This is a genomic window from Pseudomonas sp. MDT1-85, assembly GCF_054898065.1.
This window is the reverse complement of record NZ_CM142715.1, coordinates 2,562,084-2,588,357: the sequence shown is the minus strand read 5'-3', so window position 1 is coordinate 2,588,357 and position 26,274 is coordinate 2,562,084. Positions and strand designations below refer to the sequence as shown.

The 26,274-nt window shown below is 64.0% G+C and carries 3 protein-coding genes; all 3 read left to right on the top strand.

Features of this window, described 5'->3' with window-relative positions:
- Positions 1–3 precede the first annotated feature (3 nt).
- The 3 genes from ACYZT2_RS11685 to ACYZT2_RS11675 all read left to right on the top strand — a co-directional run bounded on the left by ACYZT2_RS11685 (position 4) and on the right by ACYZT2_RS11675 (position 26,269).
- Positions 4–3,066 carry a non-ribosomal peptide synthetase gene (locus ACYZT2_RS11685; protein WP_461972216.1) on the top strand — a complete coding sequence of 1,021 codons (3,063 nt, stop codon included), beginning with the start codon at positions 4–6 and terminating at the stop codon, positions 3,064–3,066.
- Between the two features lie 52 nt (positions 3,067–3,118).
- Positions 3,119–17,065: a non-ribosomal peptide synthase/polyketide synthase gene (locus tag ACYZT2_RS11680; RefSeq protein ID WP_461972214.1), complete on the top strand. Its 13,947-nt coding sequence runs from the start codon at positions 3,119–3,121 to the stop codon at positions 17,063–17,065.
- Positions 17,066–17,152: 87 nt separating this feature from the next.
- Positions 17,153–26,269, top strand: coding sequence for an amino acid adenylation domain-containing protein (locus ACYZT2_RS11675; RefSeq protein ID WP_461972212.1), 9,117 nt, complete (start codon positions 17,153–17,155; stop codon positions 26,267–26,269).
- Positions 26,270–26,274: the final 5 nt, after the last annotated feature.

The following is a 26,274-nucleotide window of genomic DNA, read 5'->3' as shown; positions in this document are numbered from 1 at the left end:
AACATGAGCGGACTCCAAGGTTTTCGTATTTCGCCACAACAGGCATCTGTGTACCCGCACATCAACGACGCGGTCGAACACTCGTTCAGTTGCCATTTGCAATGGTCGTTATCCCGGCCGGTGGACGTCGACGCACTGAACAGCCGTCTACTGACATTGATGGCCGACAGTGAAATCCTGCGCACGCGCCTGACGCCGGTGCCGGGCCTGCGCCACCCGGTGCAAGTGATACACGACAACTGCGCACTGGCCGTGACCGTTCAGGACTTGCGTCAGCACAGCTGCGCCGAACAGGAAATCGAGCTGACCCGCCTTGCCGCGCAGGCCCGCGACTGGACGAATCCGCTCGCCGTGACGCTGGCGCAACTGCCGAACGAACAATCGGTGCTGGACCTGGCCGCCGCCAGCAGCCACTTCGACCTCGCCAGCCTGAAGCTGCTGGCGGGCATATTGCTGCAAGACACCCAACCCGACCTGTCCGAAGCGCTGCAATACGCCGATTACGCCGAGTGGCGCTGGAGCCTGACGGAAGACGAGCCGGACCATCCGGGCGTGAACTTCTGGAAACCATTGAGCGAAACCGAACAGCCGACCTTGCAGCTGTCGCTTGAATCCACCATCGGCAGCGGATTTGCGCCGGCACACATGGAGATCGCAGTGCCCACCGATCTCGCCCGCCATCCGGCCCTGACCTCAAACCTGATGCTGACAGCCTGGGCCGCAGTACTCGGACGACTCGCCGGCCAGCAGCAAGTCCCGATCACACTGATCCACGAAAGCCGTGGCCCGGAACTGGAAAACGCTTTGGGTTTGTTCGAGCAGTGCCTGCCGGTGCGCATCGATCTGGATGCTCAGACGACCCTGCTGGAGCAAAGTCAGCACGTCGGCGCGATGATCGAGCGCACGGCTGGCTGGCTGGACTATTACACCCAAAGCCTGACGGGAGGTTACGCCTTCGCCTGGCGCTCGGGTGATATCCAAGAGCGTCATGCCAGCGCAGTGATGAGCCCGATAAAGGCTTGCCTGGACGTCCGTCAATTGCCCGACAACCTGCGCGTTCAAGTGGTTTACGACCGCCACACGTTAAGCAGTGAAGCGGCGGCCTGTCTCGCCGAACAATGGCGGCAACTGCTGCTGGGCGCGCTGGCCGAGCCGCAGCAAGCCTGGGCTCATCTGCCCCTTTGCGGACCGCTTCAAGCGCAGGTTATCGACGCCCGACCGAGCTTGCCATTGATCGAACCGGTGACGCTGGTCGAGCTGATCGCCCGCCAGGTTCAGCAACAGCCGAATGCCATCGCCCTCAGCGACAAGGACGGCGACCTGAGTTACGCCCGCCTCGATGCCTGCGCGACTCATCTGGCCCACCAACTGGTAGCGGCCGGCATCGGCCCAGGCGTGCCCGTAGGCATTCTGTTCGCCCGCAGCAACGCCGCGATTGTGGGCATGCTTGCGGTGTTAAAGGCCGGAGGCGCTTACGTGCCGGTTGATCCGACCTACCCGGCGGATCGTCGCGCCTACATGCTCGCCGACAGCGCCATTGCGCACATCGTGGTCAGCGCCGAGCTGGCCGAAAGCGTGCCCGCCAGCCTGCAACGCTTCGTGCTCGACGATCTGACGGCGCCCGAACCCAGCGACCTGCCGCCGCTGCCTGTGCCTCGCGCGGACGACCTGGCGTATCTGATTTACACCTCCGGTTCCACTGGCGCACCGAAAGCCGTGGAAATCAGTCACGGTGCGCTGAGCTTCTCGACCCAAGTGCGCATGGCCTCCTACGAGACGCCGGTAGGCGCCTACCTGCTGTTGTCGTCGTTTGCCTTCGACAGCTCGGTCGCCGGGATTTTCTGGACGCTGGCCCAGGGCGGCCGCCTGATATTGCCGGCTACAGGTGAAGAACTTGAGATGTCCCGTCTGGCGCAGTTGATTGCCCAGCATCGGGTCAGCCACGGTCTGTCGCTGCCTTCGCTCTATCAAGCTTTGCTCGACCAGCTGCAGCGCACCGGTGGCGCCGACAGCCTCGAGTGCTGGATCGTTGCCGGGGAAGCCTGCCCGCCTTCGTTGATCGCCCAGCACAGCAAGACCTTGCCGCGCGCCCGACTGGTGAACGAATACGGCCCCACCGAAGCCACGGTCTGGGCCACCTATGAAGTGCTGGACCCGAGTCGGGCATTGAGCATCGGCCGCCCGATTGCCGGCATGGACCTGCGCGTACTGAACGAACACGGCATCGCCAGCGGCATCGGTGAACCGGGGGAAATCGTTCTCGCCGGCCCGACCCTGGCCCGCGGTTATCGCAACAAACCCGAAGAAACCGCCAAAGCCTTCGTCACTCTCGCCGACGGCACCCGCGCCTACCGCACGGGCGACCTGGCCTGCTGGCTGGCGGACGGGCGCCTGGCGTTCCTCGGCCGCAAGGACCATCAGGTCAAGTTGCGCGGCTACCGCATCGAGCTCGGGGAAATCGAGCGTCAACTGTGCAGCCACAGCGACGTGCGCGAAGCCGCGGTGATCGTGCAAGAGCACGCCGCCGGCAAGCGTCTGCTGGCTTACATCGTGGCGGCTCATGGTTATGCGCCAGACTCGGAAGCGATCAAGCGTTTTCTCGGTGAACGCCTGCCCTCGTACATGGTGCCGGCCCGAGTGCTGACCCTGCCAACCTTCCCGCGCACCCCCAACGGCAAGCTCGACACCCGCCAGTTGCCCGACCCGGATCAGTTCGACGAAGGCGCCCACGTGGCACCGCGCAACGCGATGGAAACCACCCTGCAAGCGATCGTCGCCAAGGTCTTGAAGCTGTCGACCGTGAGCGTCACCGAGAACTTTTTCGCCATTGGCGGCGACTCGATTCTGAGCCTGCAAGTGGTGGCCCAGGCCCATGAGCAAGGCATTGCGCTTTCGGCCAAGCATGTCTTCGAGCGCCAGACCATCGCTGCCATGGCCGAAGTCGCTCAGCCGCTGGCCGCCGACAGCGCGCAACCGCAAGCCCAGAGCACCGAGTTCAGCGCCTCGGGTCTGTCCGATGACGAGATGCAGGCGCTGATGGCCGAACTCGACGAGAACGAATTTTGATCGGCCGCCCACTTCGCCGCGCCGTTGCCCCTTTTTTTGCAGGACGTTTTCAATGACCACCGAAAAATCCACCCGCAATCCGATTGAAGACATCTACCCGCTGTCGCCGTTGCAGCAAGGGATGCTGTTCCACTCCCTGCTGCACGAAGATTCCGGCGTGTACCTGATGCAGGATCGCTACCGCATCGGCGGTGCCATTGATGAAGTGGCGTTCCTTGAATCCTGGCGCCAGGTGGTGGCGCTGCACCCTTCCCTGCGCGCCAGTTTCCAGTGGAAAACCCAGAAGCAACCAGTGCAGGTGATCCATCGCGACGTCAAGGTTCCCCTGGACACCCTCGATCTGCGTGGGCTCGCCCCGCATGAACAGGAAGCGCGGATCCGCACGTTGCTGAACGACGAGCAAAAAGTCGGTTTCAACCTGTCGAAGCCACCACTGATTCGCTTCCGGCTGGTGCGGCTGGCCGATGAATCCTACGAATTCATTCGCAGCTTTCACCATATCTTGATGGACGCCTGGTGCATTTCCCTGGTGACCGTGGACTTCCTCAAAGTCTACGAAGCGCTGTGCAACGACCGCACACCAGAGCTCAAGAGCCCACGGCCGTTTCGCGATTACATCCAATGGCTACAACGCCAGGATGCGGGTAAGGCCGAGCAGTTCTGGCGCGGCCAGTTGCAAGGGCTGAATGCACCCACGCCACTGACCGTGGACAACGGCGTGGCCCGCGACCGCTACACCGACGCGGTGCTGGTGGACGATCAGTTGATTCACCTGAACGAGCAGGAAACCCAGGCACTGGCCGCGTTCTGCCGTAGCCGCCGGATCACTCCGAACACGTTTTTCCAGGGGGTCTGGTCGTTGCTGCTGTCGCGCTACAGCGGGCAACGGGATGTGCTGTTCGGCGTCACCGTGGCCGGTCGTCCGGCGGAGCTGACCGGCGTGGCGGAGATGATCGGCCTGTTCATCAACACCCTGCCGCTGCGGGTTTCGGTGGACCCGCAGGCGTCGCTCGGCAGTTGGCTGAGTGCGCTGCAAGGGCTGAACGTCGACATGCGCGACTTTGAACACACGCCCTTGACCGACATTCAGGGCTGGAGCGATTTCCCCCGGGGCGAAACCCTGTTCGACAGCATCCTGGTGTTCGAAAACGCCCCGATCGACGAGCAGATTCTGGAAGGTGGTTTCCAGTTCAGCCTCGAAGGCATGGATCACAGCGTGCACACTCACTACGGTTTGACCGTGGTGATTCTGCCCGGCGAGCAACTGGGCATTCGCGTGTCCTACGACCGCGAGCGTTTCGAGGCGTCGACCGTACAGCGCTTGCTCGGCCATATCGCCAGCCTGGTGCGCGGCATGCTCGTTGCACCGGACGCGCCGCTGGGCAGTTTCGAGCTACTGGCTGTCGATGAGCGCCAGCAACTGTTGAGCGAGTGGGCTGTTAACCCCCACGACTTCCCGTTGGATCAAAGTTACGCCGAACTGTTTGCCGCGCAGGTCGCCCAACGTGGCGAACAGGTTGCCGCGATCTGCGACGGTGAATCCCTGACCTACGCCGAACTGGATCAGCGATCCACGCGCCTGGCCCACGCCTTGCGCAACGCCGGTGCCGGTGAAGATCAATTGGTCGCGCTGGTTGCCCCCCGTGGCCTGGCGCTGTTGACCATGATGATTGCCGTGTTCAAGACTGGCGCAGCGATGCTGCCGCTTGAAGTCAATCATCCGCCGGAGCGCCTGCGGGAAATCCTCAGCCTGTCCCGTGCACCGTTGCTGGTGGCCAGCGAAGCCTGCAGCGGCCTGCTCGATCAATTGCTCAGCGGCCTCGATCAAACGCCAAACGCTCTGCTCGCCGAAGCCTGCTGGAAGTCTGGCAACGATTCGCCGCTGCCACTGCTCGGCGGTCCGGACAGCCTGGCCTACGTACTGTTCACCTCGGGTTCGACCGGTACGCCCAAAGGCGTGATGATCGAACAACGGGGCATGCTCAATAACATCTTCGGCAAAGTGCCGGCCCTGGGGCTGAACGCCGACGACCGGATTCCACAGACCGCGTCGGTGGCCTTCGACATTTCCGTGTGGCAGTTCCTCGCCGCGCCGGTGCTGGGTGCCACGGTGCATATCCTGCCGGACGAAGTAGCACACGACCCACAGCGGCTGCTGCAAGTGATCGCCAGCGAACGCCTCAGCGTGCTGGAAATTGTCCCGAGCCTGATGCGCACGCTGCTCGCACTGTGCCCGTGCGACCTGCAATTGCCCGACCTGCGCTGGGTGCTGCCCACCGGTGAAGCCCTGCCGCCGACCGTGGCCCGGGACTGGTTTGCACGCTTCCCCGACATCGCGTTGATGAACGCCTACGGTCCGGCCGAATGCGCCGACGACGTGGCCTTCCAGCCGATCTTCGAAGCGCCGGACGCCAACGTCAGCCACATGCCCATCGGCCAGCCGACCGCCAATAACCGGCTGTATGTGCTGGATGAATCCTTGCGGCCGGTACCCGTTGGCGTTGCCGGGGAAATCTGTGTCGGTGGCGTCGGCGTCGGTCGCGGCTACCTGCACGATCCGCAGCGCACCGCTGAAGCTTTCATCGACCGCCCTCAGCTTGAAGGTCGCGTGTACCGCACCGGCGACCTGGGCCGCTGGCGCGCCGATGGCGTGATCGAATACCTCGGCCGCCGCGACCAGCAGGTGAAACTGCGTGGGCACCGGATCGAACTGACCGAAATCGAACACCGTCTGGCGCAGCACCCGAACGTGCGCGAAGCCGCCGTATTGCTGCGAGAAAACACCGTCGGCGAAGCCTGGCTGGTGGCCTACTGGTCGGCCCACGACGACACTTTGGGCAGCGACGGACTCAACGAACACCTGCGCGCGCAATTGCCGCCGTACATGGTACCGGCCGCGTTCGTGTGCCTGGAACGCTTGCCGCTGAACAACAACGGCAAGGTCGATCGCAAGGCCCTGGCCGCTCAGGAACTGAACTGGCAGGCCGACACCCGGGAGAGCATCGCGCCGCGCAACGAGCTGGAAACCGCCGTGGCGAAAGTCTGGGCGGACGTCCTGGGTCGCGACACTGTGGGCGTGGAAGACAACTTCTTTACCCTCGGTGGGCACTCGCTGCTGGCCACCCAGATCGTTGCGCGCCTGCGCACCCATTTCAAACTCGATTTGCCGTTGCGGGTGCTGTTCGAACAACCGACAGTGGCGCTGCTGGCCGTCGCCATCGCTGCCCGCCAGGCCGATGCCGCCGCACCGCAAGCCGCCGTGATCAGCGCGCCGAAAGCCCAGGTACGCCCGGCGCTGCTGCCGCTGTCGTTCTCGCAACAGCGCCTGTGGTTCATCGAGCAACTGACACCGGGCACGACGCTGTTCAACATTCCGTTCGCCCTGCACCTCAAAGGTGAACTCAACGTCGAAGCGCTGCACGCCAGCCTGAACGATCTGCTGGTGCGCCATGAAATCCTGCGCACCGGCATCCGCAGCACCGATGGCGTGCCCAGCCAGCACATCAGCGACTCGCTGAACATTGCGCTGCCGTTCGATGATTTGTCGGGTTTGGCCGCCACGGCTCGCGAGGGTGCGCAGTTCAATGCGCTGCAAGAAACCTTTGAGCAACCGTTCGACCTGACCTCGCCGCCGTTGCTGCGTGCACGACTGCTACGTGTTGCACCGGGTGAACATGTGCTGGGCATCGCTCTGCATCACTTGGTCTCGGACGCGTGGTCGGCGACCATCGCCCTGCGCGAGCTGGCCCTGGGTTACGAAGCCCGTTGCAACGGCGCCCCCGCCGAACTGCCGGCCTTGCCCGTGCAATACGCCGACTTCGCCCTATGGCAGCGCGAGCATCTGCAAGGTGCCGAACTCAAACGCCAACTCGATTACTGGACCACCACGCTGGATCGTCGCAACAGCGAAGGCAGTCCATTGCTGGCCCTGCCCACCGACCATCCGCGGCCATCGGTGCAGACCTACCGCGCCGGGATCGTGCAGCGTGAACTGAGTGCCGACCTGAGTGGCCGGGTGCAATCCTTCGCCAGTCGCTTGGGCACCACACCGTTCACCGTGTTGTTCGCCGGTTTCGCCGTGCTGATGCACCGTTTGAGTGGCGATGCCACGGTACTGATCGGCACGCCGGTCACCCACCGTGAACAACCGGGCACCGAAGGCCTGCTCGGCATTCTGCTGAACAACCTGGCGATCCGTGCCGACTTTGAGCCGCAAGCGGATTTCACCGCGCTGGTGAGTCAGGTGGCCAAACGTCTGCGCGAGGGTTTGCTGCATCAAGACCTGCCGTTCGAGCAATTGGTGGACAGCCTGCAACTGCCCCGCAGCCTCAGCCATGCACCGCTGTATCAAGTGATGGTCGCGCAACAATTGGCCATGGAGTCACGGCTGCGTTTCCCGGGGCTGGATTTCGAAGCGCTGGACACCCCGCTCAAACATTCCGAATGCGATCTGGATCTGCACGTGCTGTGCCCGGCCAATGCGCCGATTCAGCTGGAGCTGATGTTCGCTCTGGATCTGTTCGCCGCCGACAGCGCCCGTCAGACCCTCGCTCGCCTGGAGCATTTGCTCGAACAAATGCTCGCCGAGCCGCAACGCCCGGTGGCCGCCCTGCCGCTGCTGATGGCGGCGGAATGGCAGCGCACCGTGGTCGAATGGAACCGTACCGAGATGGAGGTGCCACAGCACCTGACCTTCGCCCAGCTGTTTGAACAGCAGGCCGAACGCAGCCCGGATCGCGATGCGTTGTGCTTCGAAGGCCGCAGCCTGAGCTATGCCGAACTGAACCGCCGAGCCAACCAGGTGGCGCATTACCTGCGCAGTCGCGGCGTGGTCGCCAATAGCCCGGTGGCGCTGTGTGTCGAGCGGTCGCTGGAACTGTTGGTCGGCCTGCTGGGCATTCTCAAATCCGGTGGCGCCTATGTGCCACTGGACCCGACCTACCCGGTGGATCGTCTGGCGTACATGCTTGAAGACGCGCAGCCGGCGCTGTTTCTCGGCCAACAGGGTTTGCTGGAGCAATTGGGTGCCGAACTGCCGCGTCTGCGCCTGGACAGCGACGCTGCCCTGTTCGCCGATCAGGCGGACAACAACCTCGCGCCGCTCGCCGGTCCTGATGATCTGGCGTACATCATGTACACCTCCGGCTCGACCGGTAAGCCCAAGGGCACCCTGGTCACCAACGGATCGGTGGTCAATCTGGCGTGGGCGCGCATCCATGGTCTGTATCGGCGCTATACCGATCAGCCGATGCGCACCAGTTTCAACTACTCGTTTGCCTTCGACAGTTCGGTGGCCGAGCTCATCCTGCTGCTCGACGGCCACAGCCTGTACCTGACCCCGGAAGAAGTGCGCTATGACCCCGAGGCCCTGGCGCAGTTTTTCCGCGAAACCCGTCTGGAAGCCTTCGAGTGCACCCCGGCGCAGCTCAAGGCCTTGCTCGAAAGCGATGGCGTGCGCCGTGGCGAGGTGTATTTGCCGCGCTTCGTGCTGTTCGGCGGCGACGCGGTGGATGCACAACTTTGGCAGCGTCTGCCATCGATTGCCGGCAGTCGCTTCTTCAATACCTATGGCCCCACCGAATGCACCGTGGATGCCACCGGGTGTGCAGTGGACGACTTCCCGGCACGCCCGATCATCGGGCGGCCGATCGCCAACGTGCGCACTTACGTGCTCGATGCTTTTCTCAATCCGATGCCGGTGGGTGTTCCGGGCGAATTGCACATCGGCGGAGCCGGCGTGACCCTTGGCTACCTCAACCGCGCCGAACAGACCGCGAAGGTATTCATCGACGATCCATTCTCGCCGCTAGCGAGTGCGCGCATGTACAAGTCCGGCGACCTGGTGCGCTGGCTGCCCGACGGCCAGCTCGAATACCTGGGACGCATGGACCATCAGGTGAAAATCCGTGGTTTCCGCGTCGAGCTGGGCGAAATCGAAGCCTTGATCGGCGCCCAACCGGGCGTGCGTCAGGCGGTAGTGCTGGCCCGTGAAGACGTGCCCGGCGACAAGCGTCTGGTGGCATACGTCACCTGCGACCAGCAGGCCGATATCAACGTCTGGCGCAAAACCATCGGCGCAGCCCTGCCCGACTACATGGTGCCGTCGGCGTTTGTGCTGCTCGATGAGTTGCCGCTGACCGACAACGGCAAACTCAATCGCAAGGCCCTGCCGGCACCGGACATTCAAGCGGCGCCAGACGCTCAGGACCCACCGCGTACCGTCGCCGAACAGCAACTCGCCGCCCTGTGGTCCGAGCTGCTGAACGTGCCGCTGACGCAGATCGGGCGCGACAGTCACTTCTTCTATCTCGGCGGTCATTCGCTGCTGGCGGCGGTGCTGTTTGCCCGTCTGCGCCAACAGTTCGCCACGGTCCCTCCGCTGCGGGCAGTGTTCGAACACCCGAACCTTGACGCTTTGGCCGCCCTGTTGGGTGAGCCACTGCAAGCTCCGGCGCCGACCTTTGTCCCGGCGATACGCCCGGTGCGCTTGCCATTGTCGTTCGAACAACAACGCTTGTGGTTCCTCGAACAACTGAGCGCTGGCGGTGGCGAATACAACGTGGTCAGCGCCGTGCAGTTCGATGGTGAGCTGAACCCTCAGGCCTTGCAGTCCGCCCTGAGCAGCGTGGTTCAACGCCACGAAATCCTGCGCAGCCGGATCGTGCGCGATACCGATGGCGAGTTGGCGCTGGTCATTGAACCGCAAGTCAACATCACCCTACGCGTGGCGACGCTGGATGCGGCCACCGGCGACATCTGGCAACTGCTGACCGACGAGGCCATTCATGCCGAAGCCGGGCGCCGTTTCGACCTGGCTACCCAAGTGCCGATCCGTGCCACGCTGGTGCAACGCAGCGGTCGCGACCAAGCGTTGCTGTTGCTGACTGTGCACCATTGCGCCACCGACGATGCGTCCAGCCAGAACCTGTTGAATGAACTGGCGCAGCTCTACGCAGCCCAATGCCAAGGCACCGTCGCCGTACTGCCGGACCTGGCCCTGCAATACCCGGATTACGCCCTCTGGCAGCGCGAGCCTGGTCAACAAACATTGTTTTGCAGCCAACTGGAGTACTGGCGCACGCAACTGGAAGACGGCAATTACCTGTTGGACCTGCCCACCGAACAGGGTCGTCCAAACCAGCTCGATCCGATCGCCGGTGCGGTACAGCTGCAGCTGCCGCCAGAACTGGTGGGACGCTTGCGTCAGTTCGCCCAACAACGCGGTGCCACCCTGTACATGCTGATGCTCAGTGCGGCGCAGTTGTTATTGGGACGCTACGCCAACCAGCGCGACGTGCGGGTCGGCAGCCCGGTTGCCCAGCGTCCACTGGCCGAACTTCAGCCGCTGATCGGTTGCTTCGTCAACACCCTGGTGATGCGCGCTGACCTCGATCCGGCGCTGGATTTCGAAGGCTTGCTGAGTCAGGTGCGCAACCGCGTGCTGGACGCGCAGCAGCATCAGGACGTGCCGTTCGACCAAGTCGTTGAACACCTCGCACCGGAGCGCAGCCTCGGCCAGACGCCACTGTTCCAGGTGTTGTTCGTGATGCAGAACGCTGACTCTTCGGCCAGTCACTGGCCGCAGTTGCAGGTGCGCGAACGGGCGGTGACTGCACAGGCCACCAAGTACGACCTGAACTGGGAAGTGCATGACGGCGAGGTGCTGTCGGTGTTGCTCGAATACCGCGCCGCGTTGTTCAGCGAAACCACGGCCCGGCGTTGGCTGGCGCAATGGCAAGAGCTGCTCGAAACCATGCTCGACGCACCACAGACTCGCCTCGGCGACTGGTCACCGTTGGCGGCGTCTGAGCGTCAACGTCAACTGGTCGAGTGGAACGCCACCGAGCGCAACTACACCGGCCCGACCAATCTGCACACCACGCTGACCCAACAGGCGGCCCTCAGCCCGAATGCCCCGGCGCTGGTGTTCGAAGGCCAACGCCTGAGCTACGCCGAGCTGGATCAACGCGCACAAACCGTCGCCAAAGCCTTGCGCGCGGCCGGTATCGGCAGCGGTGCCATCGTCCCGGTGTGCATGGAGCGCTCGGTGGAGATGGTCGTCGCCCTGCTCGGCATCGTGCATGCCGGCGCCGCGTGGTTGCCGCTGGACCCGGAACTGCCCGCTGCACGCCTGGCCTTCCTGATCGAAGATGCCGATGCCCGGGTCACCCTGACTCAACCACAATGGCTGTCGCGTCTGCCGGTCGGGCACAACGCCTGGACCCTCGACGCCCTGCCACCATCGCCGGCCGCTGAACCGCTGAGCGTTGATGCGGGCGATCTGGCCTACGTGCTCTACACCTCCGGTTCCACCGGCCAACCGAAAGGCGTGATGAACGAACACGGCGCCTTGATGAACCGTCTGTACTGGATGCAGGACGCCTTCCCGATTGGCCCGAACGACCGCGTCTTGCAGAAAACCCCGTACAGCTTCGACGTGTCGGTGTGGGAATTCTTCTGGCCGCTGATCACCGGCGCCACGCTGGTGGTCGCTCGCCCGGACGGTCATCGTGACCCGGCCTACCTCAGCCAATTGATCCAGCAAGAGCAGGTCACCACCCTGCACTTCGTGCCGTCAATGCTGCGCGCCTTTGTTGAAGAACCGAGCCTGGTCAATTGCCACAGTCTGCGTCAGGTGTTCGCCAGCGGCGAAGCGCTGCCGGTGGATTTGGTGCGGCGCTTCATGAGCCAACACCCGGCGGCACTGGTCAACCTCTATGGTCCGACCGAAGCCGCCATCGACGTCTCGGTCTGGCGTTGCTCGGTGGACGACGTGATCGTGCCGATCGGCAAACCGATCGCCAACCTGCGCCTGTACATCCTCGACGAAGCCATGCAGCCACTGCCGATCGGCAGCATCGGCGAGCTGTACATCGGCGGTGTCGGCGTCGCTCGCGGTTACCTGAAACGTGCGGACCTGACCGAGGAACGTTTCCTCGCCAGCCCGTTCATCGACGGTGATCGCCTGTACCGCACCGGCGACCGTTGCCGCTTCCTCGCCGATGGCAACATCGAGTACCTGGGGCGCCTCGACCATCAGGTGAAACTGCGCGGGCAGCGGATCGAGCTGGGGGAAATCGATGCTGAACTGCTGGCGCAGACCGGCGTTCGCGATGCCGCCACGCTGTTGCTTGATCAGCGCCTGGTAAGTTTCTGGTGCGGTGACGCCGAAGAAGCCGCATTGCGCGCGGCATTGAGCGACAGCCTGCCCTCGCACATGCTGCCAAGCCTTTGGGTGCAACTCGACAGCCTGCCGCTCAACAGCAACGGCAAGCTCGACCGCAAGGCATTGGCTGCCACGGCATTGCCTGAAACCAAAAGCAACCAGCCCCACACCGCGCCGCGCAACGCAACCGAAACGGTGCTCTGCGAGTTGTTCAGCGAAGTGCTGGAATGCCCATCGGTGGGGATCGAAGATCACTTTTTCCATCTCGGCGGCCACTCTTTGCAGGCCACCCGTCTGGTCGCTCGGGTCCGTGAACGCCTGGGCGCCACTCTGCCATTGGCGCTGGTATTCGCCCAACCGACGGTGGCGGCTTTGGCCGGTCATCTGCGAGCGGCGATGCCGGGTGAGCTGATCACCGCACAACCGCGTCCGGCGCAACTGCCGTTGGGTCTGGCTCAACAGCGTTTCTGGATGCTCAGCCGTTTGGTGCCGGATTCGCGCGAGTACCACATGCCATTCGCCCTGACCTTGCGCGGCGACCTTCAGGTCCAGGCCTTGCGCGAGGCATTCGAGCAGGTCAGCGAGCGCCATCTGGTACTGCGCAGCCGCATTGTCGAAGTCCAGGGCGAGCCGCAGTTGCTGATCGACGATCAAGGCCCGGCGCTCGTGGTCACTTCGGTCGCTACACAGGACTGGACTGCGGCGTGCGCCAACACGCAGAACGAGCTGATGGCGCCGTTCGATCTGGCCGCCGCCGCACCTTGGCGTGCGCACCTGTTGCAACGTCAGGGCGGCGACGAAAGCCTGTTGCTGATCTGCCTGCACCACAGCGCCACCGACGGCTGGGCGATGCAATTGCTGATCGACGAACTGGCGCAGGCTTACAGCGCCAGCCTTAAAGAGCAGTCGCCCACCTGGACGGCGCTAGAGGTCGACTATGTCGATTTCGCCCTGTGGCAACAGCACCCGGACACCCAGGCTCGACGCAATGACAGCCTGGATTACTGGAAAAACCACCTCGGCCAGGACGACTATCAACTCGACCTGCCCCTCGACCATCCACGCGGTGCCGAGGCGGATCGTCGCGCCCGGCAACTGACCGTCAACCTCGGCGCCTCGCGTGCCGAAGCCATCCGCCAGTTCGCCCGCCAACGCGGCACCACCAGCTACGTGGTACTGGCGACGGCACTGAGTGCCTTGCTCGCACGCTACAGCGGTCAACGCGACATCCGCCTCGGCACCCCGGCGGATCAGCGCGACCAACCGCAAACCCAAGCGTTGCTGGCGTGTCTGGTGAACACGCTGGTGATCCGCAGCGAAGTCGATCAACAGGCTCCGGCCGAGCAGTTACTGGCCAGCCTCGAGGCAGATCTGCGCGCGGCCCAGGCCAATGCCGACCTGCCGTTCGCCACACTGGTCGGCGCCGTGGCCCAGCGCCGCGACCTGAACCGCACACCGCTGTTCCAGGTGATGTTCTCCCTCAACCACGGCCGCATGGACAGCAGTCAATGGCCGGGCCTGAACATCGAAGAGCAGACGCTGCCGGTGATCGACGCCAAGTTCGAACAGAGCTGGGAAATCCAGGACGATGGCAGCGACATGATCCTCGCGCTGGAATACCAGGCGGCGCTGTTTGACGAATTGACGATGCAGCGCTGGAGCGCGCAATGGTGTGCGCTGCTGGACGCACTGGTGACAACGCCTGCGCTAGCGCTGGTCGAATTGTTCCCGCAACAACAGGATCAGCAGCAACTGGATCGCTGGAACGCCACCGAGCGCAACTACACCGGCCCGACCAATCTGCACACCGCGCTGACCCAACAGGCGGCCCTCAGCCCGAACGCCCCGGCGCTGGTGTTCGAAGGCCAACGCCTGAGTTATGCCGAACTGGATCAACGCGCGCAAACCGTTGCCCGCGCCTTGCGTGCCGCCGGTATCGGCAGCGACGCCATCGTCCCGGTGTGCATGGAGCGCTCGGTGGAGATGGTCGTCGCCCTGCTCGGCATCGTGCATGCCGGCGCCGCGTGGTTGCCGCTGGACCCGGAACTGCCCGCTGCACGCCTGGCCTTCCTGATCGAAGATGCCGATGCCCGGGTCACCCTGACTCAACCACAATGGCTGTCGCGTCTGCCGGTCGGGCACAACGCCTGGACCCTCGACGCCCTGCCACCATCGCCGGCCGCTGAACCGCTGAGCGTTGATGCGGGCGATCTGGCCTACGTGCTCTACACCTCCGGTTCCACCGGCCAACCGAAAGGCGTGATGAACGAACACGGCGCCTTGATGAACCGTCTGTACTGGATGCAGGACGCCTTCCCGATTGGCCCGAACGACCGCGTCTTGCAGAAAACCCCGTACAGCTTCGACGTGTCGGTGTGGGAATTCTTCTGGCCGCTGATCACCGGTGCCACGCTGGTGGTCGCCCGTCCGGACGGTCATCGCGACCCGGCGTACCTCAGCGCATTGATCCAACAGGAGCAGGTCACCACCCTGCACTTCGTGCCGTCGATGCTGCGCGCCTTTGTTGAAGAACCGAGCCTGGTCAATTGCCACAGTCTGCGTCAGGTGTTCGCCAGCGGCGAAGCGCTGCCGGTGGATTTGGTGCGGCGCTTCATGAGCCAACACCCGGCGGCACTGGTCAACCTCTATGGTCCGACCGAAGCCGCCATCGACGTCTCGGTCTGGCGTTGCTCGGTGGACGACGTGATCGTGCCGATCGGCAAACCGATCGCCAACCTGCGCCTGTACATCCTCGACGAAGCCATGCAGCCACTGCCGATCGGCAGCATCGGCGAGCTGTACATCGGCGGTGTCGGCGTCGCTCGCGGTTACCTGAAACGTGCGGACCTGACCGAGGAACGTTTCCTCGCCAGCCCGTTCATCGACGGTGATCGCCTGTACCGCACCGGCGACCGTTGCCGCTTCCTCGCCGATGGCAACATCGAGTACCTGGGGCGCCTCGACCATCAGGTGAAACTGCGCGGGCAGCGGATCGAACTGGGAGAAATTGATGCAGCGCTGCTTAACCAGCCTGCCATCACCGGTGCCTGCACCCTGGTGATCGATAATCGATTGGTGGCGTTCTACAGCAGCAACGCGGCGCAACCGGGCCTCGATACGCTGCTTGCCGCCCAACTCAAAAACCAGCTGCCGACGTACATGGTGCCGGCGGTGTGGGTTGAAGTGCCGACCTTGCCCCTGACCACCAACGGCAAGATCGACCGCAAGGCCTTGGCTGCCCTGCCATTGCCGCAGACTCAGGAAGATTACGCCGCACCGCGCAACGAACTGGAAACGCTGCTCTGCCAACTGTTCGGTGAACTGCTCGGCGAGTCCCTGACCGGTGGCCGCGAAGTGGGTACTACCGACAGCTTCTTCGCGTTGGGCGGCGATTCGATTCTCGGTTTGAAGCTGATCTCCCGACTGCGCGAACAGGGTTACTCGCTCACACCAAAAGACCTGTTCCGCTCGCCGACCCCGGCGGCACTGGCGCAGGTGGCCAGTCCATTGCTGACTCTGGCCGAACAAGGTGACGTGACCGGTGCAATGCCGTTGATGCCGTTGCATCAGTGGTTCTTCGACCAACAACAGCCGCAGGCGGCGTACTGGAATCAGTCGGTGCTGGCCGACAGCGATCGTCGTCTGCAGCCGGCCCTGGTGCAGGTGACGCTGGATCGGTTGGTCGCCCACCACGATGCCTTGCGCCTGCGTTTCGCAGAGGTTGACGGGCAATGGCAGGCGCACATCGCACCGGTATCACCCGCTCAATTGACCTGCTGCGAACACCCTGAGCAACTGCAGCAAGTCGCGCAAAGCCTGGATCTGCAACATGGCCCGCTGTTCGCCGCTGCCCTGCTGGAGGGCGAACCGCAACGCCTGTATCTGGTCGCGCATCACTTGGTGATCGATGCAGTGTCCTGGACGCCGCTGATGGAAGATTTCCAGCGGCTGTATCAAGGGCTGGAACGTGGCGAGAACCCGAGTTTGCCGGCGAAAACCACGTCCTACCGTCAATGGGCCGCGCACCTGCACGCCCATGCCGGCAAGGTCAGCGCCGAACAGCGCTACTGGAACGCCCAGACCGCAGTGAACACCGCGCCGGTGGTCACGGTCGCCGAGCGTCAAACCTTGTCGGCCCGTTGGGATGCGGCTCGCACCCATCAATGGCTGACCGAGTCCCACGCCGCGTATCGCACGCAACCGGAAGAACTGCTGATCGCCGCCCTCGCCGCGACGCTGGCGGAAGCCGAAAGCCGCGCCGACATCGTGGTGGATCTGGAGCGCCATGGTCGCGATGCGCCGTTCGAAGGCCTGGATGTCAGCCGCACCGTCGGCTGGTTCACCACCCTGTACCCGTTGCGCGTGACCTCCAGCGGTGCCCCCGGCGATCGGGTGCGCAACGCCAAGGAGGCCTTGCGCGCTGTACCGGGCAATGGCCTCGGTCACGGGCTGCTGCGCCAGCGCGGCGCATTGCCGCCAAGCCGTGGTGATGTGCTGTTCAACTACTTGGGGCATGAGCAAACGCCGCAGGGTTGGTTGCGCGCCAGCAGCCTGACCCCGCCACCAGAAGTGGCATTGGCCAACCGGGTGACCCATGGCCGTGAAGTGGTGGCGTGGCTGGAAGACGGCGTGTTGCATGTCGAGTGGCACAGCGTCACGCCGAGCGCCGACAGCCGCTTGCCCGCTCGCTTGCTGGAGCATCTGCAAGCGCTGGTCGGGCATTGCCTCGACCCGCAGGCCGGGACGCTGATGCCGTCGGACTTCCCACTGGCCAAAGGCATGAACCAGGCGACCCTCGACACCCTGCTCAAACGCCTGGGGCCGAAGAAGTGAGCCCCGGCATCGACCTGTATTTGACTTCGGAGTGCGCCGTTCGCGGCGCACGTGCCTCCTCGTTTTTCTGGATTGAACACTGCTGCCATGCATGACCAAATCGAAAACATCTATTCGCTGACGCCCCTGCAAAAAGGCCTGCTGTACCACGAGGCCTATGCGCCCGAGTCCCGGGTTTACTACCAGCAGATGAACATCGGACTGGCCGGTGACCTCGACCTCGATGCGTTCCGTCAGGCCTGGCTGGCCCTGATGCAACGCCACGCGGTGTTACGCACGGCGTTTCTCTGGGAAGAGCTGGACGACGCTTATCAGGTCATCCTCAAAGAGGTCGATTTGCCGCTGCGCGAAGTCGATCTGCGCGGTAACCCGCAAGGGCTGGCAGCCCTCGCGGCAGAAGATCACGCTCAGGCGTTCGAACTCGGGGCCGCGCCGCTGATGCGCTTGACCCTGGCGCGTCTGGACGATGTGAACGGACAAGCGCAGTGGTCGCTGGTGTGGACGCACCATCACCTGTTGCTCGACGGCTGGAGTGTCGGTTCGCTGCTGGCGGACTGGCGCGATCTGTATCGCGCCGCCCGTCGCGGGCAAAACGCGGCATTGGAAACGATACGTCCGTTTCAGGATTACGTGGCTTATCTCAGCGAGCGCCCCTTGGCCGATGAATTCTGGCGCAGTCGCCTGGCGGATTTCGCCAACACCACCCGCGTGCCCGAATCGGACCCGCGCGGCTTGCTCGCCGATCCGGTGGAGGCGCACCTGCCCTGCACCGAGCATCAGTTGATGCTGGATGCCGCAACGACCGCTCGCCTGACCGGCTTCGCCCGCGACAACAATCTGACCATCAACACCTTGCTGCAAGCGGCTTACGCTTATCTGCTGGGCCGCCATAACGGCAGCGACGAAGCCCTGATCGGCGTCACCGTGGCCGGGCGTCCGCAGCGCCTGAGCGGTGTCGAGCGCATGGTCGGTCTGTTCATCAACACCTTGCCGTTGCGCGTTCGCTGGGACGATGCGCCGACCGTTGGCCAATGGCTCGCGGGCATCCAGGACTGGAACGCCGAAATGCGCGAGCACGAACACACACCGCTGGCCAGCCTGCGGGCATTAACCGCGCTGCCACCCGGTGGCGAGTTGTTCGAAGCGATCATGGTGTTCGAAAACTTCCCGTTCCCTCGGGAGCTTGATCAGATCGACGACGGTCTTGTCGGGTTGCCGGATGCCGAACACTGCGCGCCTTTGCGCCACACCGGCGGACGCAACAACTACCCGATGTCGCTGATCGCTTCGATGGAAAACGAATGCTTGCAGTTGCATCTGGTGCATCAGCGCAAACGCTTGTCCGATGCCGCTGGTGCGCGCCTGTTGCAGCAATTGGTGACCTTGATCGAAGCGTTGAGCCGCGACGCCACCCGGCCACTGGCCGACGTGCCGTTGTGCCCGGAGCAGGAACTGAGCCTGACCCGCACCTGGGGCAACGGCGCGACTCTCCAATTGCCTGATGCTGCGCTGCACGAACTGATCGCCGCCCAGGCCAGACGCCATCCCGAGCGTGAAGCCGTGCGTGATGCCAACGGCGTGCTGAACTACGGCGAACTGCTTGAAGCCTCGACCGGACTGGCCAGTGTTTTGCGCCAGCGCGGGCTGCAACACGGTGATCGTGTCGCGCTGGCCCTGCCTCGTTGCAACGACGCAGTGGTCTCGCTGCTGGCGGTGATGCAGGCCGGCGGTTGTTTCCTGCCGCTGGACCTGGGCCAACCGGCCTCGCGCCTGAGTGCGCTGATGGCCAGTGCCGAGGTGGACTTCATCATTGGTTCGCCGACCTTCGATAGCGCCGCTGCGCAAGTGATCGACGCCTCGGCCCGCGCCACCGGCATCGACCTGCCAGCGGTGGACCAACTGGCTTGCGCCTATGTGATTTACACCTCCGGCTCCACCGGTACGCCGAAAGGTGTGCGCCTGTCCCATCGTGCCATCGTCGCGTATGTCAGTGGCATTCTCGCCGAGCTGGGTTGCGCCCAGGTTGAACAACCCTGGCGCCATGCATTGCTGTCGACCCTGGCGGCGGACCTCGGTTACACCCAGTTGTTCGGTGCGCTGGTCAGCGGTGGCAGCCTGCTGCTGGTGGACGACGACACCCGTGCCGACCCGAACGCCCTGGCGCAGTGCTTTGCCGAATTCATCCCCGATGTGGTCAAGCTCACCCCCAACCATCTGCACGGTTTGCTCGCTGCTCACCCCGACGCCGGCCTGCTGCCGCGGCGCGCCTTGTTGCTCGGCGGCGAAGCACTGCAGGGTGGGTTGCTGGACACTATCCGTGGGCTAAGCCCGGACCTTGCGGTGTACAACCACTACGGCCCGACCGAAAGTGCCGTGGGCATTTGCCTGTCACGCATCGACCAACCACTGGCCGGTGTGCAACCGCTCGGCCATCCGCAACCGAACCGCCAACTGCGGGTCCTCGACAGCCACGGTCACGCCGTGCCTGTCGGTGTGCCGGGCGAACTGTGGGTGGGCGGCGAAGGCCTGGCCATCGACTACCTGGGCGATCCGGCGCAAACCGCGACGCGCTTCACTGCCGTCGCCGATCTGCCCCGCGCCTACCGCACCGGCGACCGTGTGCGCTGGCTGGAATCCGGCGAACTGGCGTTCCTCGGGCGCGTCGACAATCAGATCAAACTGCGCGGCTACCGCATTGAGCTGGGCGAAGTCGAAACGCAAATCAAACGCCTGTCGAGCAACATCCAGCAAGTGCTGGTGCGCGTGGTGCAACCGGCCAACGAAACACCGCGCCTGGTCGCCTGGCTGGTGGCCAACACCTCGATGTCGGCGGACAAACTGCGTTATGACCTGGCCCTGCGCGTACCGGATTACATGGTGCCGGCAGACTTCATCGCCCTGGATGCCATCCCGCTGAACGCTAACGGCAAACCGGACATCGCTAGCCTGCCACTGCCCGATGCCCCTACCAGTCAGGACAATTACGAAGCCCCGCGTGACGCGGTGGAAATCGCCTTCGCCGAGATCTGGCAGGATGTCTTGCGGGTCGAGCGCGTCGGCATTCACGACAACTTCTTCGCCCTGGGCGGCGATTCGATTCTCAACCTGCAGATCATCGCTCGCGCCCACCAGCGCGGCATGAAGCTGACGCCCAAGCAATTGTTCGAAAACCGCACCATCGCCGAAATCTCCGCGGTGATCAGCCAAGGCGCGAACTACAGCCGTGGTACGTCCAGCGCTGCGCGCAATGTGCCGCTGACACCGGGTCAGCACGCTCGGCTTGAAGCCGGCCCACTGATGGCGGACTGGCGCTGCGTGGCCATGAATGCACCGATCAGCGTCGAGGTGTTGAACCGCGCCGTGTTGGCCCTGCAACAGCAACACCGTGCGCTGCAATTGGGTCTGGCCCGACAGGCCGACGGCTCTTGGGCGCAAACCTTGCCGACCACGCCTAAACCGGTCAGCGCCAGCCGTCAGCCACTGAACCTCGACGACTCGAATGCATTGGCCGAATTGGCCGAAACCACCTTGGCCAGGCTGGATCACGCGGCAGGCGAAGGCTGGCACGCCTGCCTCTCGGAACACGGCGACGCCGTGCTGTTGGTCACCCATGCACTGCGTCTGGATGCGGTCTCCTGGGCGTTACTGATGACCGATCTGGCGCTGGCCGTGGCTCAAGCGCAATACGACCGTGCAATCGAATTGCCGCGTCACGGCGGCAATCTGGATGAATGGGCCGAGCATCAGAACAGCTACGCCGCCGATGAAGACGGGCTGGAATCAGCCTGGGAATACTGGCTGCAATACGCCGGTGAAACCCTGCCGCCCGCCCCGCAACCGGGTGGCATGGCCACTGAAAGCCGCGTGCAAATTCTGCCACCACTCAGTGCTCGCCTGAGCCTGCTGCAACGACGTAGCCATGCGCCCTGGGTGTCGCTGGTAGCCACGGCAGTCGCTGCGGAACTGGCGCAACAAAGTGTTGAACAAGGCGTCTGGCTGACACTGGATCGCGGCCGCTGCGAGCGCTCACGCTTGCCGCTCACCAGTCCCCTGAGCCGTACCGACTTCAACCCGGCCACGGTAGTCGGTGCGCTGAGCCACGCCGTTCCTCTGCGCCTGACCGTGACACCGACCGCCAGCGCCGCGCAGTTGCTCGCACAGATCGACGCGCAACTGGCCGCCGCCCCGCACGCCGGTGACGATTACGGTGTGCTGCGTTATCTCGCCGACAACGACTACTTGCGTGAACCGCTGCTGAGCCTGCCGCAGCCGATTGTGCATATCGTCATGGCCGGCGAATGGCAAACCCATGAGGGACCATTGGGCGAAGTCATCGCCAGCAGCTCGCAGATCGATGCTACCGGACTGACCCTGACCGTCAGCCTGCAACACGGTCAGCTGCAGATCGATTGCCGTGGCCCGGGCGCCGAACGCTGGGCCGAGGCGCTGGAGCAGCGTCTGACCCTGCTGGCCGCCGACGCCGAGCAAGCCGTTCCCGGTGCCCATGCGTTCCCGTTGTGCCGCGCCGCCGGACACGACCTCACGGCCCTGGGTGCGAACTTCGACTGGGCTGGTATCGACGACTTGCTGCCCCTGTCGCCCATGCAGGAAGGCATGCTGCTGCACACCTTGTTGCGCCCCAACAGCGGCATTTATTTGATGCAGCAACGTTATCGCTGGGACGGCGAACTGGACCGCAGTGCCATCGAATACGCTTGGGCGCAACAGCTGGCTCGGCACCCGATGCTGCGCACCGGTTTCTGGTGGCAGGACGGCAAGGCCGCGCTGCAATGCGTCTACCACGAGACCGACCCGGCATTCGCCTGGTACGACTGGCGTGGCCTCGACGAAGCGACCCGCCAGCGCCAACTGGACGCCGTGCTGGACGCCGAATGTCGGCAGGGATTCGACATGCGCCGCCCGCCCCTGACCTTCCTTCGCGTGTTCCAGGTCGCCGATCAGGAGTTCCTGATCGTGCGCAGCTTCCATCACATTCTGACCGATGCCTGGTGCTTCGGTCTGTTGATGGCCGACCTGTTCGCCCACTACCAGGCACGGGTGCTCGGTCAGCCCGTAGCCCGCCCGTTGCTGCCATCGTTCAGCAACTACATCCATTGGCTGCACTGCCAGGACAGCTCCATCACCGAGCAATTCTGGACCCGCGAACTGGCCGGTTTCAGCGCGCCGACGCCGCTGGTGGTGAATCGCCCGGCCGTGACCGAGCAAGCGGTCGAAGCGGTGGCCAACCTTGACGTCACCCTGTCGATTGCCGACACCCGCGCCCTGACCGCGTTGTGCCAACAGCACCAGCTCACGCCCAACACCTGGATTCAGGGCGCCTGGGCCTTGCTGTTGTCCCGCTATAGCGGCAGCGATGACGTGCTGTTCGGCGTTACGGTGTCTGGACGTCCGACCGATTTGCCGGGCGTGGAAGACATCGTCGGGTTGTTCATCAACAGCCTGCCGCTGCGGGTCAAGGTTGACGACTCGCAAACCGTGGTGCCGTGGCTACAAGCGTTATTCGCGCACAACTACGAGCTGCGCGCCTACGAACATGCACCGCTGGTGGACATTCAGCGCTGGAGTGAAATCGAGCACGGTCGCTCTCTGTTCGACAGCCTGGTGGTGTTTGAAAACGCACCGTTCGACGCTGGTCTGTCGGACCGTCAGGTCGACTTCAACGTCGACATCTACGAAGACCGCGTACACACCAACTACCCGATGACCGTGGTGCTCTACCCCGGTGATCGGCTAGGCATTCGCCTGACTTACGATGCCGCACGTTTCGACACCGATACCGTGCAGCGCATGCTCGGCCATCTGCGTCAGTTGCTGACACAAATGGTCGCCCAGCCTGACGCGCCGCTGGCCACGCTGTCGTTGCTGACGCCGGACGAACGCCAGACCGTGCTGGTGGACTGGAACCGCAGTGAACTCGACTTCCCGTTGGATCAAACTTACGCCGAGCTGTTCGCCCGGCACGTGGCGGAGCATCCGCAGCGTATCGCTGCCGTGTGCGGCACCGACAGCCTGAGCTACGCCGAACTGGATCAGCGCTCGAGTCGTCTCGCCCGAGCACTGATCGAAACCGGTGCTGGTCGCGACACGCTGGTGGCACTGGCCGCCGAACGCGGACTGCCATTGCTGAGCATGATGATTGCTGTACTCAAGGCTGGCGCGGCGTACCTGCCGCTGGACATCAAGCATCCGCCTCAGCGCCTGAGCGAAATCCTCGAACTGTCCGGGGCGACGATTCTGATGACCAGTGACAGTGCCGACTCGGTCATCGACCCGGCACTGGCTGAGAGCACCGCAACCCCGCGCCGCCTGCGCACCGAAGCCCTATGGCTGGCGGGCGATGCAACGCCACTGAACGTCACAGGCAGCCCTGATGATCTGGCGTACGTGATCTTCACCTCAGGCTCCACCGGCACGCCCAAAGGGGCCATGGTCGAGCAACGGGGCATGCTCAACAACATCTTCGGCAAGGTGCCGGCCCTGGGCCTGTCGAGCGCGGACCGGATTGCCCAGACCGCCTCCCCGGCGTTCGACATTTCGGTCTGGCAATTCCTCGCCGCACCGATCCTCGGCGCCACCGTGCACATTCTGCCGGACGTGATCGCCCACGACCCAGAGCGCCTGCTGGAAGCGCTGGAGCACCAACAATTGTCGGTGCTCGAAGCCGTGCCGACGATGATCCGTGCCCTGCTCGACCTCGCCAGCACCGACACGCAACTGTCGGCGCTGCGCTGGTTGCTGCCGACCGGCGAAGCCCTTCCACCGGCGCTGGCCCAGGCCTGGCTTAGCCGCTTTGCCCATGTGCCGCTGATGAACGCCTATGGTCCGGCGGAATGCTCGGACGACGTGGCGTTCCACCCGCTGACCGCTGTGCCGGAAGAAAGTGGTACTGCCATGCCGATTGGCCGGCCAACCGCCAACAACCATCTGTACCTGGTGGACGCTGCACTGCGGCCGGTGCCGGTGGGCGTGCCGGGGGAAATCTGCGTTGGTGGCGTCGGCGTCGGTCGTGGTTACCTGAACGATCCGGAGAAAACCCAGGCTGCGTTCGTCGCACATCCATTCGAACCCGGCGCGCGTTTCTACCGCACCGGTGACCTGGGTCGCTGGCGTGCAGACGGAGTGATCGAGTTCCTCGGTCGCCGTGATCAGCAGGTGAAAATCCGCGGTCACCGCATCGAACTGGGGGAAATCGAAGATCACCTGGGACGTCATCCCGCCGTGCAAGCCGTGGCCGTGATCGTCAACGCCGACCAACGTGGCGACTTGCAACTGGTCGCCTACTGGACCGGTGACGACACGCCGGTGGCCGTGCTGCGCGAATGGCTTGCCCAACGTCTGCCGTCATACATGGTGCCGGCCCATTGGCAACCGCTGGAAGCTCTGCCGCTGAACGCCAACGGCAAGGTCGATCGCAAGCTGCTGACCGCTCGCCCACTGGACAACAGCGATCAGAGTCTTGAACGACCGCTAAGTACCGACACCGAACTGCAACTGGGCGCGATCTGGGCACAGATTCTCAACGTGGCCGCCATCGGCGCCGACGACAACTTCTTTGCCCTTGGCGGACACTCGTTGCTGGCGACACTGGTGGTCTCGCGGATTCGCAGCCAGCTCGCGGTGGACCTGCCGCTGCGGGCGGTATTCGATCACCCGGTACTGGAAAACCTGGCACGCGCGATCGACTGCGCTCGCTTGCAGGCGGCACCTTTGGCCTTGCCCGCGATAAGCCCGGCGGAACGTTCGCGACCGCTGCCGCTGTCGTTTGCCCAGCAACGTCTGTGGTTCCTGGAGCAACTGAACCCTGGCTCCAGCGGTTTCAACATTCCGTTCGCCCTGACCCTGAGCGGGGCACTGAATGTCGAAGCCCTGCGCCTGGCGTTCGAACAATTGATCGCCCGCCATGAAGTGCTGCGCAGCACCGTGCACAGCGATCACGGTGAACCCTGGCAGCGGATCGAGCCGGCGCAGACGTTTGTCTTGCCGATCAGCGATCTGCAACAAGTTTCGGCGCAGGAACAGGAGCGGGGCATCCAGTTGCAGTTGGCCGAGGTCTTCGGCCAACCGTTCGACCTGACGCAGGCACCATTGATGCGTGCACGGTTGTTGCAACTGGACGCGCAAACTCATGTGCTGGCCATCGCCATGCATCACATTGCCGTGGACGCCTGGTCCATTGCGCAACTGGTGGATCAACTGGCCACGGACTACGTCGGCTTTGGCACGACGACCACCCGCATCGAAACCCCGGCCCTGCAATACGCCGATTTCGCCGTATGGCAACGCACCCACCTGCCGGGGCCGGTCTGGCAGCAACAACTGGCTTACTGGCGCCAGCAGTTGCAAGCCAGCCCGGCGCCGCTGCTGTTGCCGGGCGCCCAAACCTCTCGGCAGGCCCGCGAGCATGGCGGTTGTGCACGTCATCGCAGTCGCGTGCCCGCATCGCTGGCCCGGGCCATCGGCGAGTTGGCGACGGCCCGTGAGGCTTCGCCGTTCATGCTGCTGCACAGTGCGCTGAACGTGTTGCTGCATCAGCAGACCGGACGTGAAGACCTGCTGGTGGGCACCGACATCGCCAACCGTCATCAGCAACAGACCGAAGACATGGTCGGCTTCTTCGTCAACCAGTTGGTGCTGCGTTGCCGCGTGACGCCCGAGCAGACATTTGGTGAGCTGCTGAGCGATACCCGGCGTGTGGCGCTGGATGCCTTCGCCCATCAGGACTTGCCGTTCGACGCCCTGGTGGCCGACCTGCTGCCGCAGCGGGACGCACGCTACACGCCGTTCTTCCAGGTCAAACTGGTGGTGCAGAACACCCGTCAACAGGACCTGCATTTGCCGGGCCTGGCGATCAGCGAGCGAGAACTGGAGCCTCAGGCTTCGGATGTGGACCTGCTGATCAACGTCGTGGATGACGGCGAAGGTCTGCTGGTGGTGTACGACTACGACACCGGGCGTTACGCCAGTGCCTACATCGAACTGCTCGACAGCCTGTTCATCTGCCTGCTGGAGCAGCTAGTGCTGGACGCTGACACCCGCGTCGCCCAGTTGCTGCAACCACTCAATCAACTGCAACAGACCCGTCGCGACCAGGCCCAGGCCGCGCTGCGTGAAGCCGGCAACGCGCGTCAGAGCACCCTGGGCCAGGCCCGTCGCCGCAGCGTCGTGAAGGATGCCGAACAATGATGGTC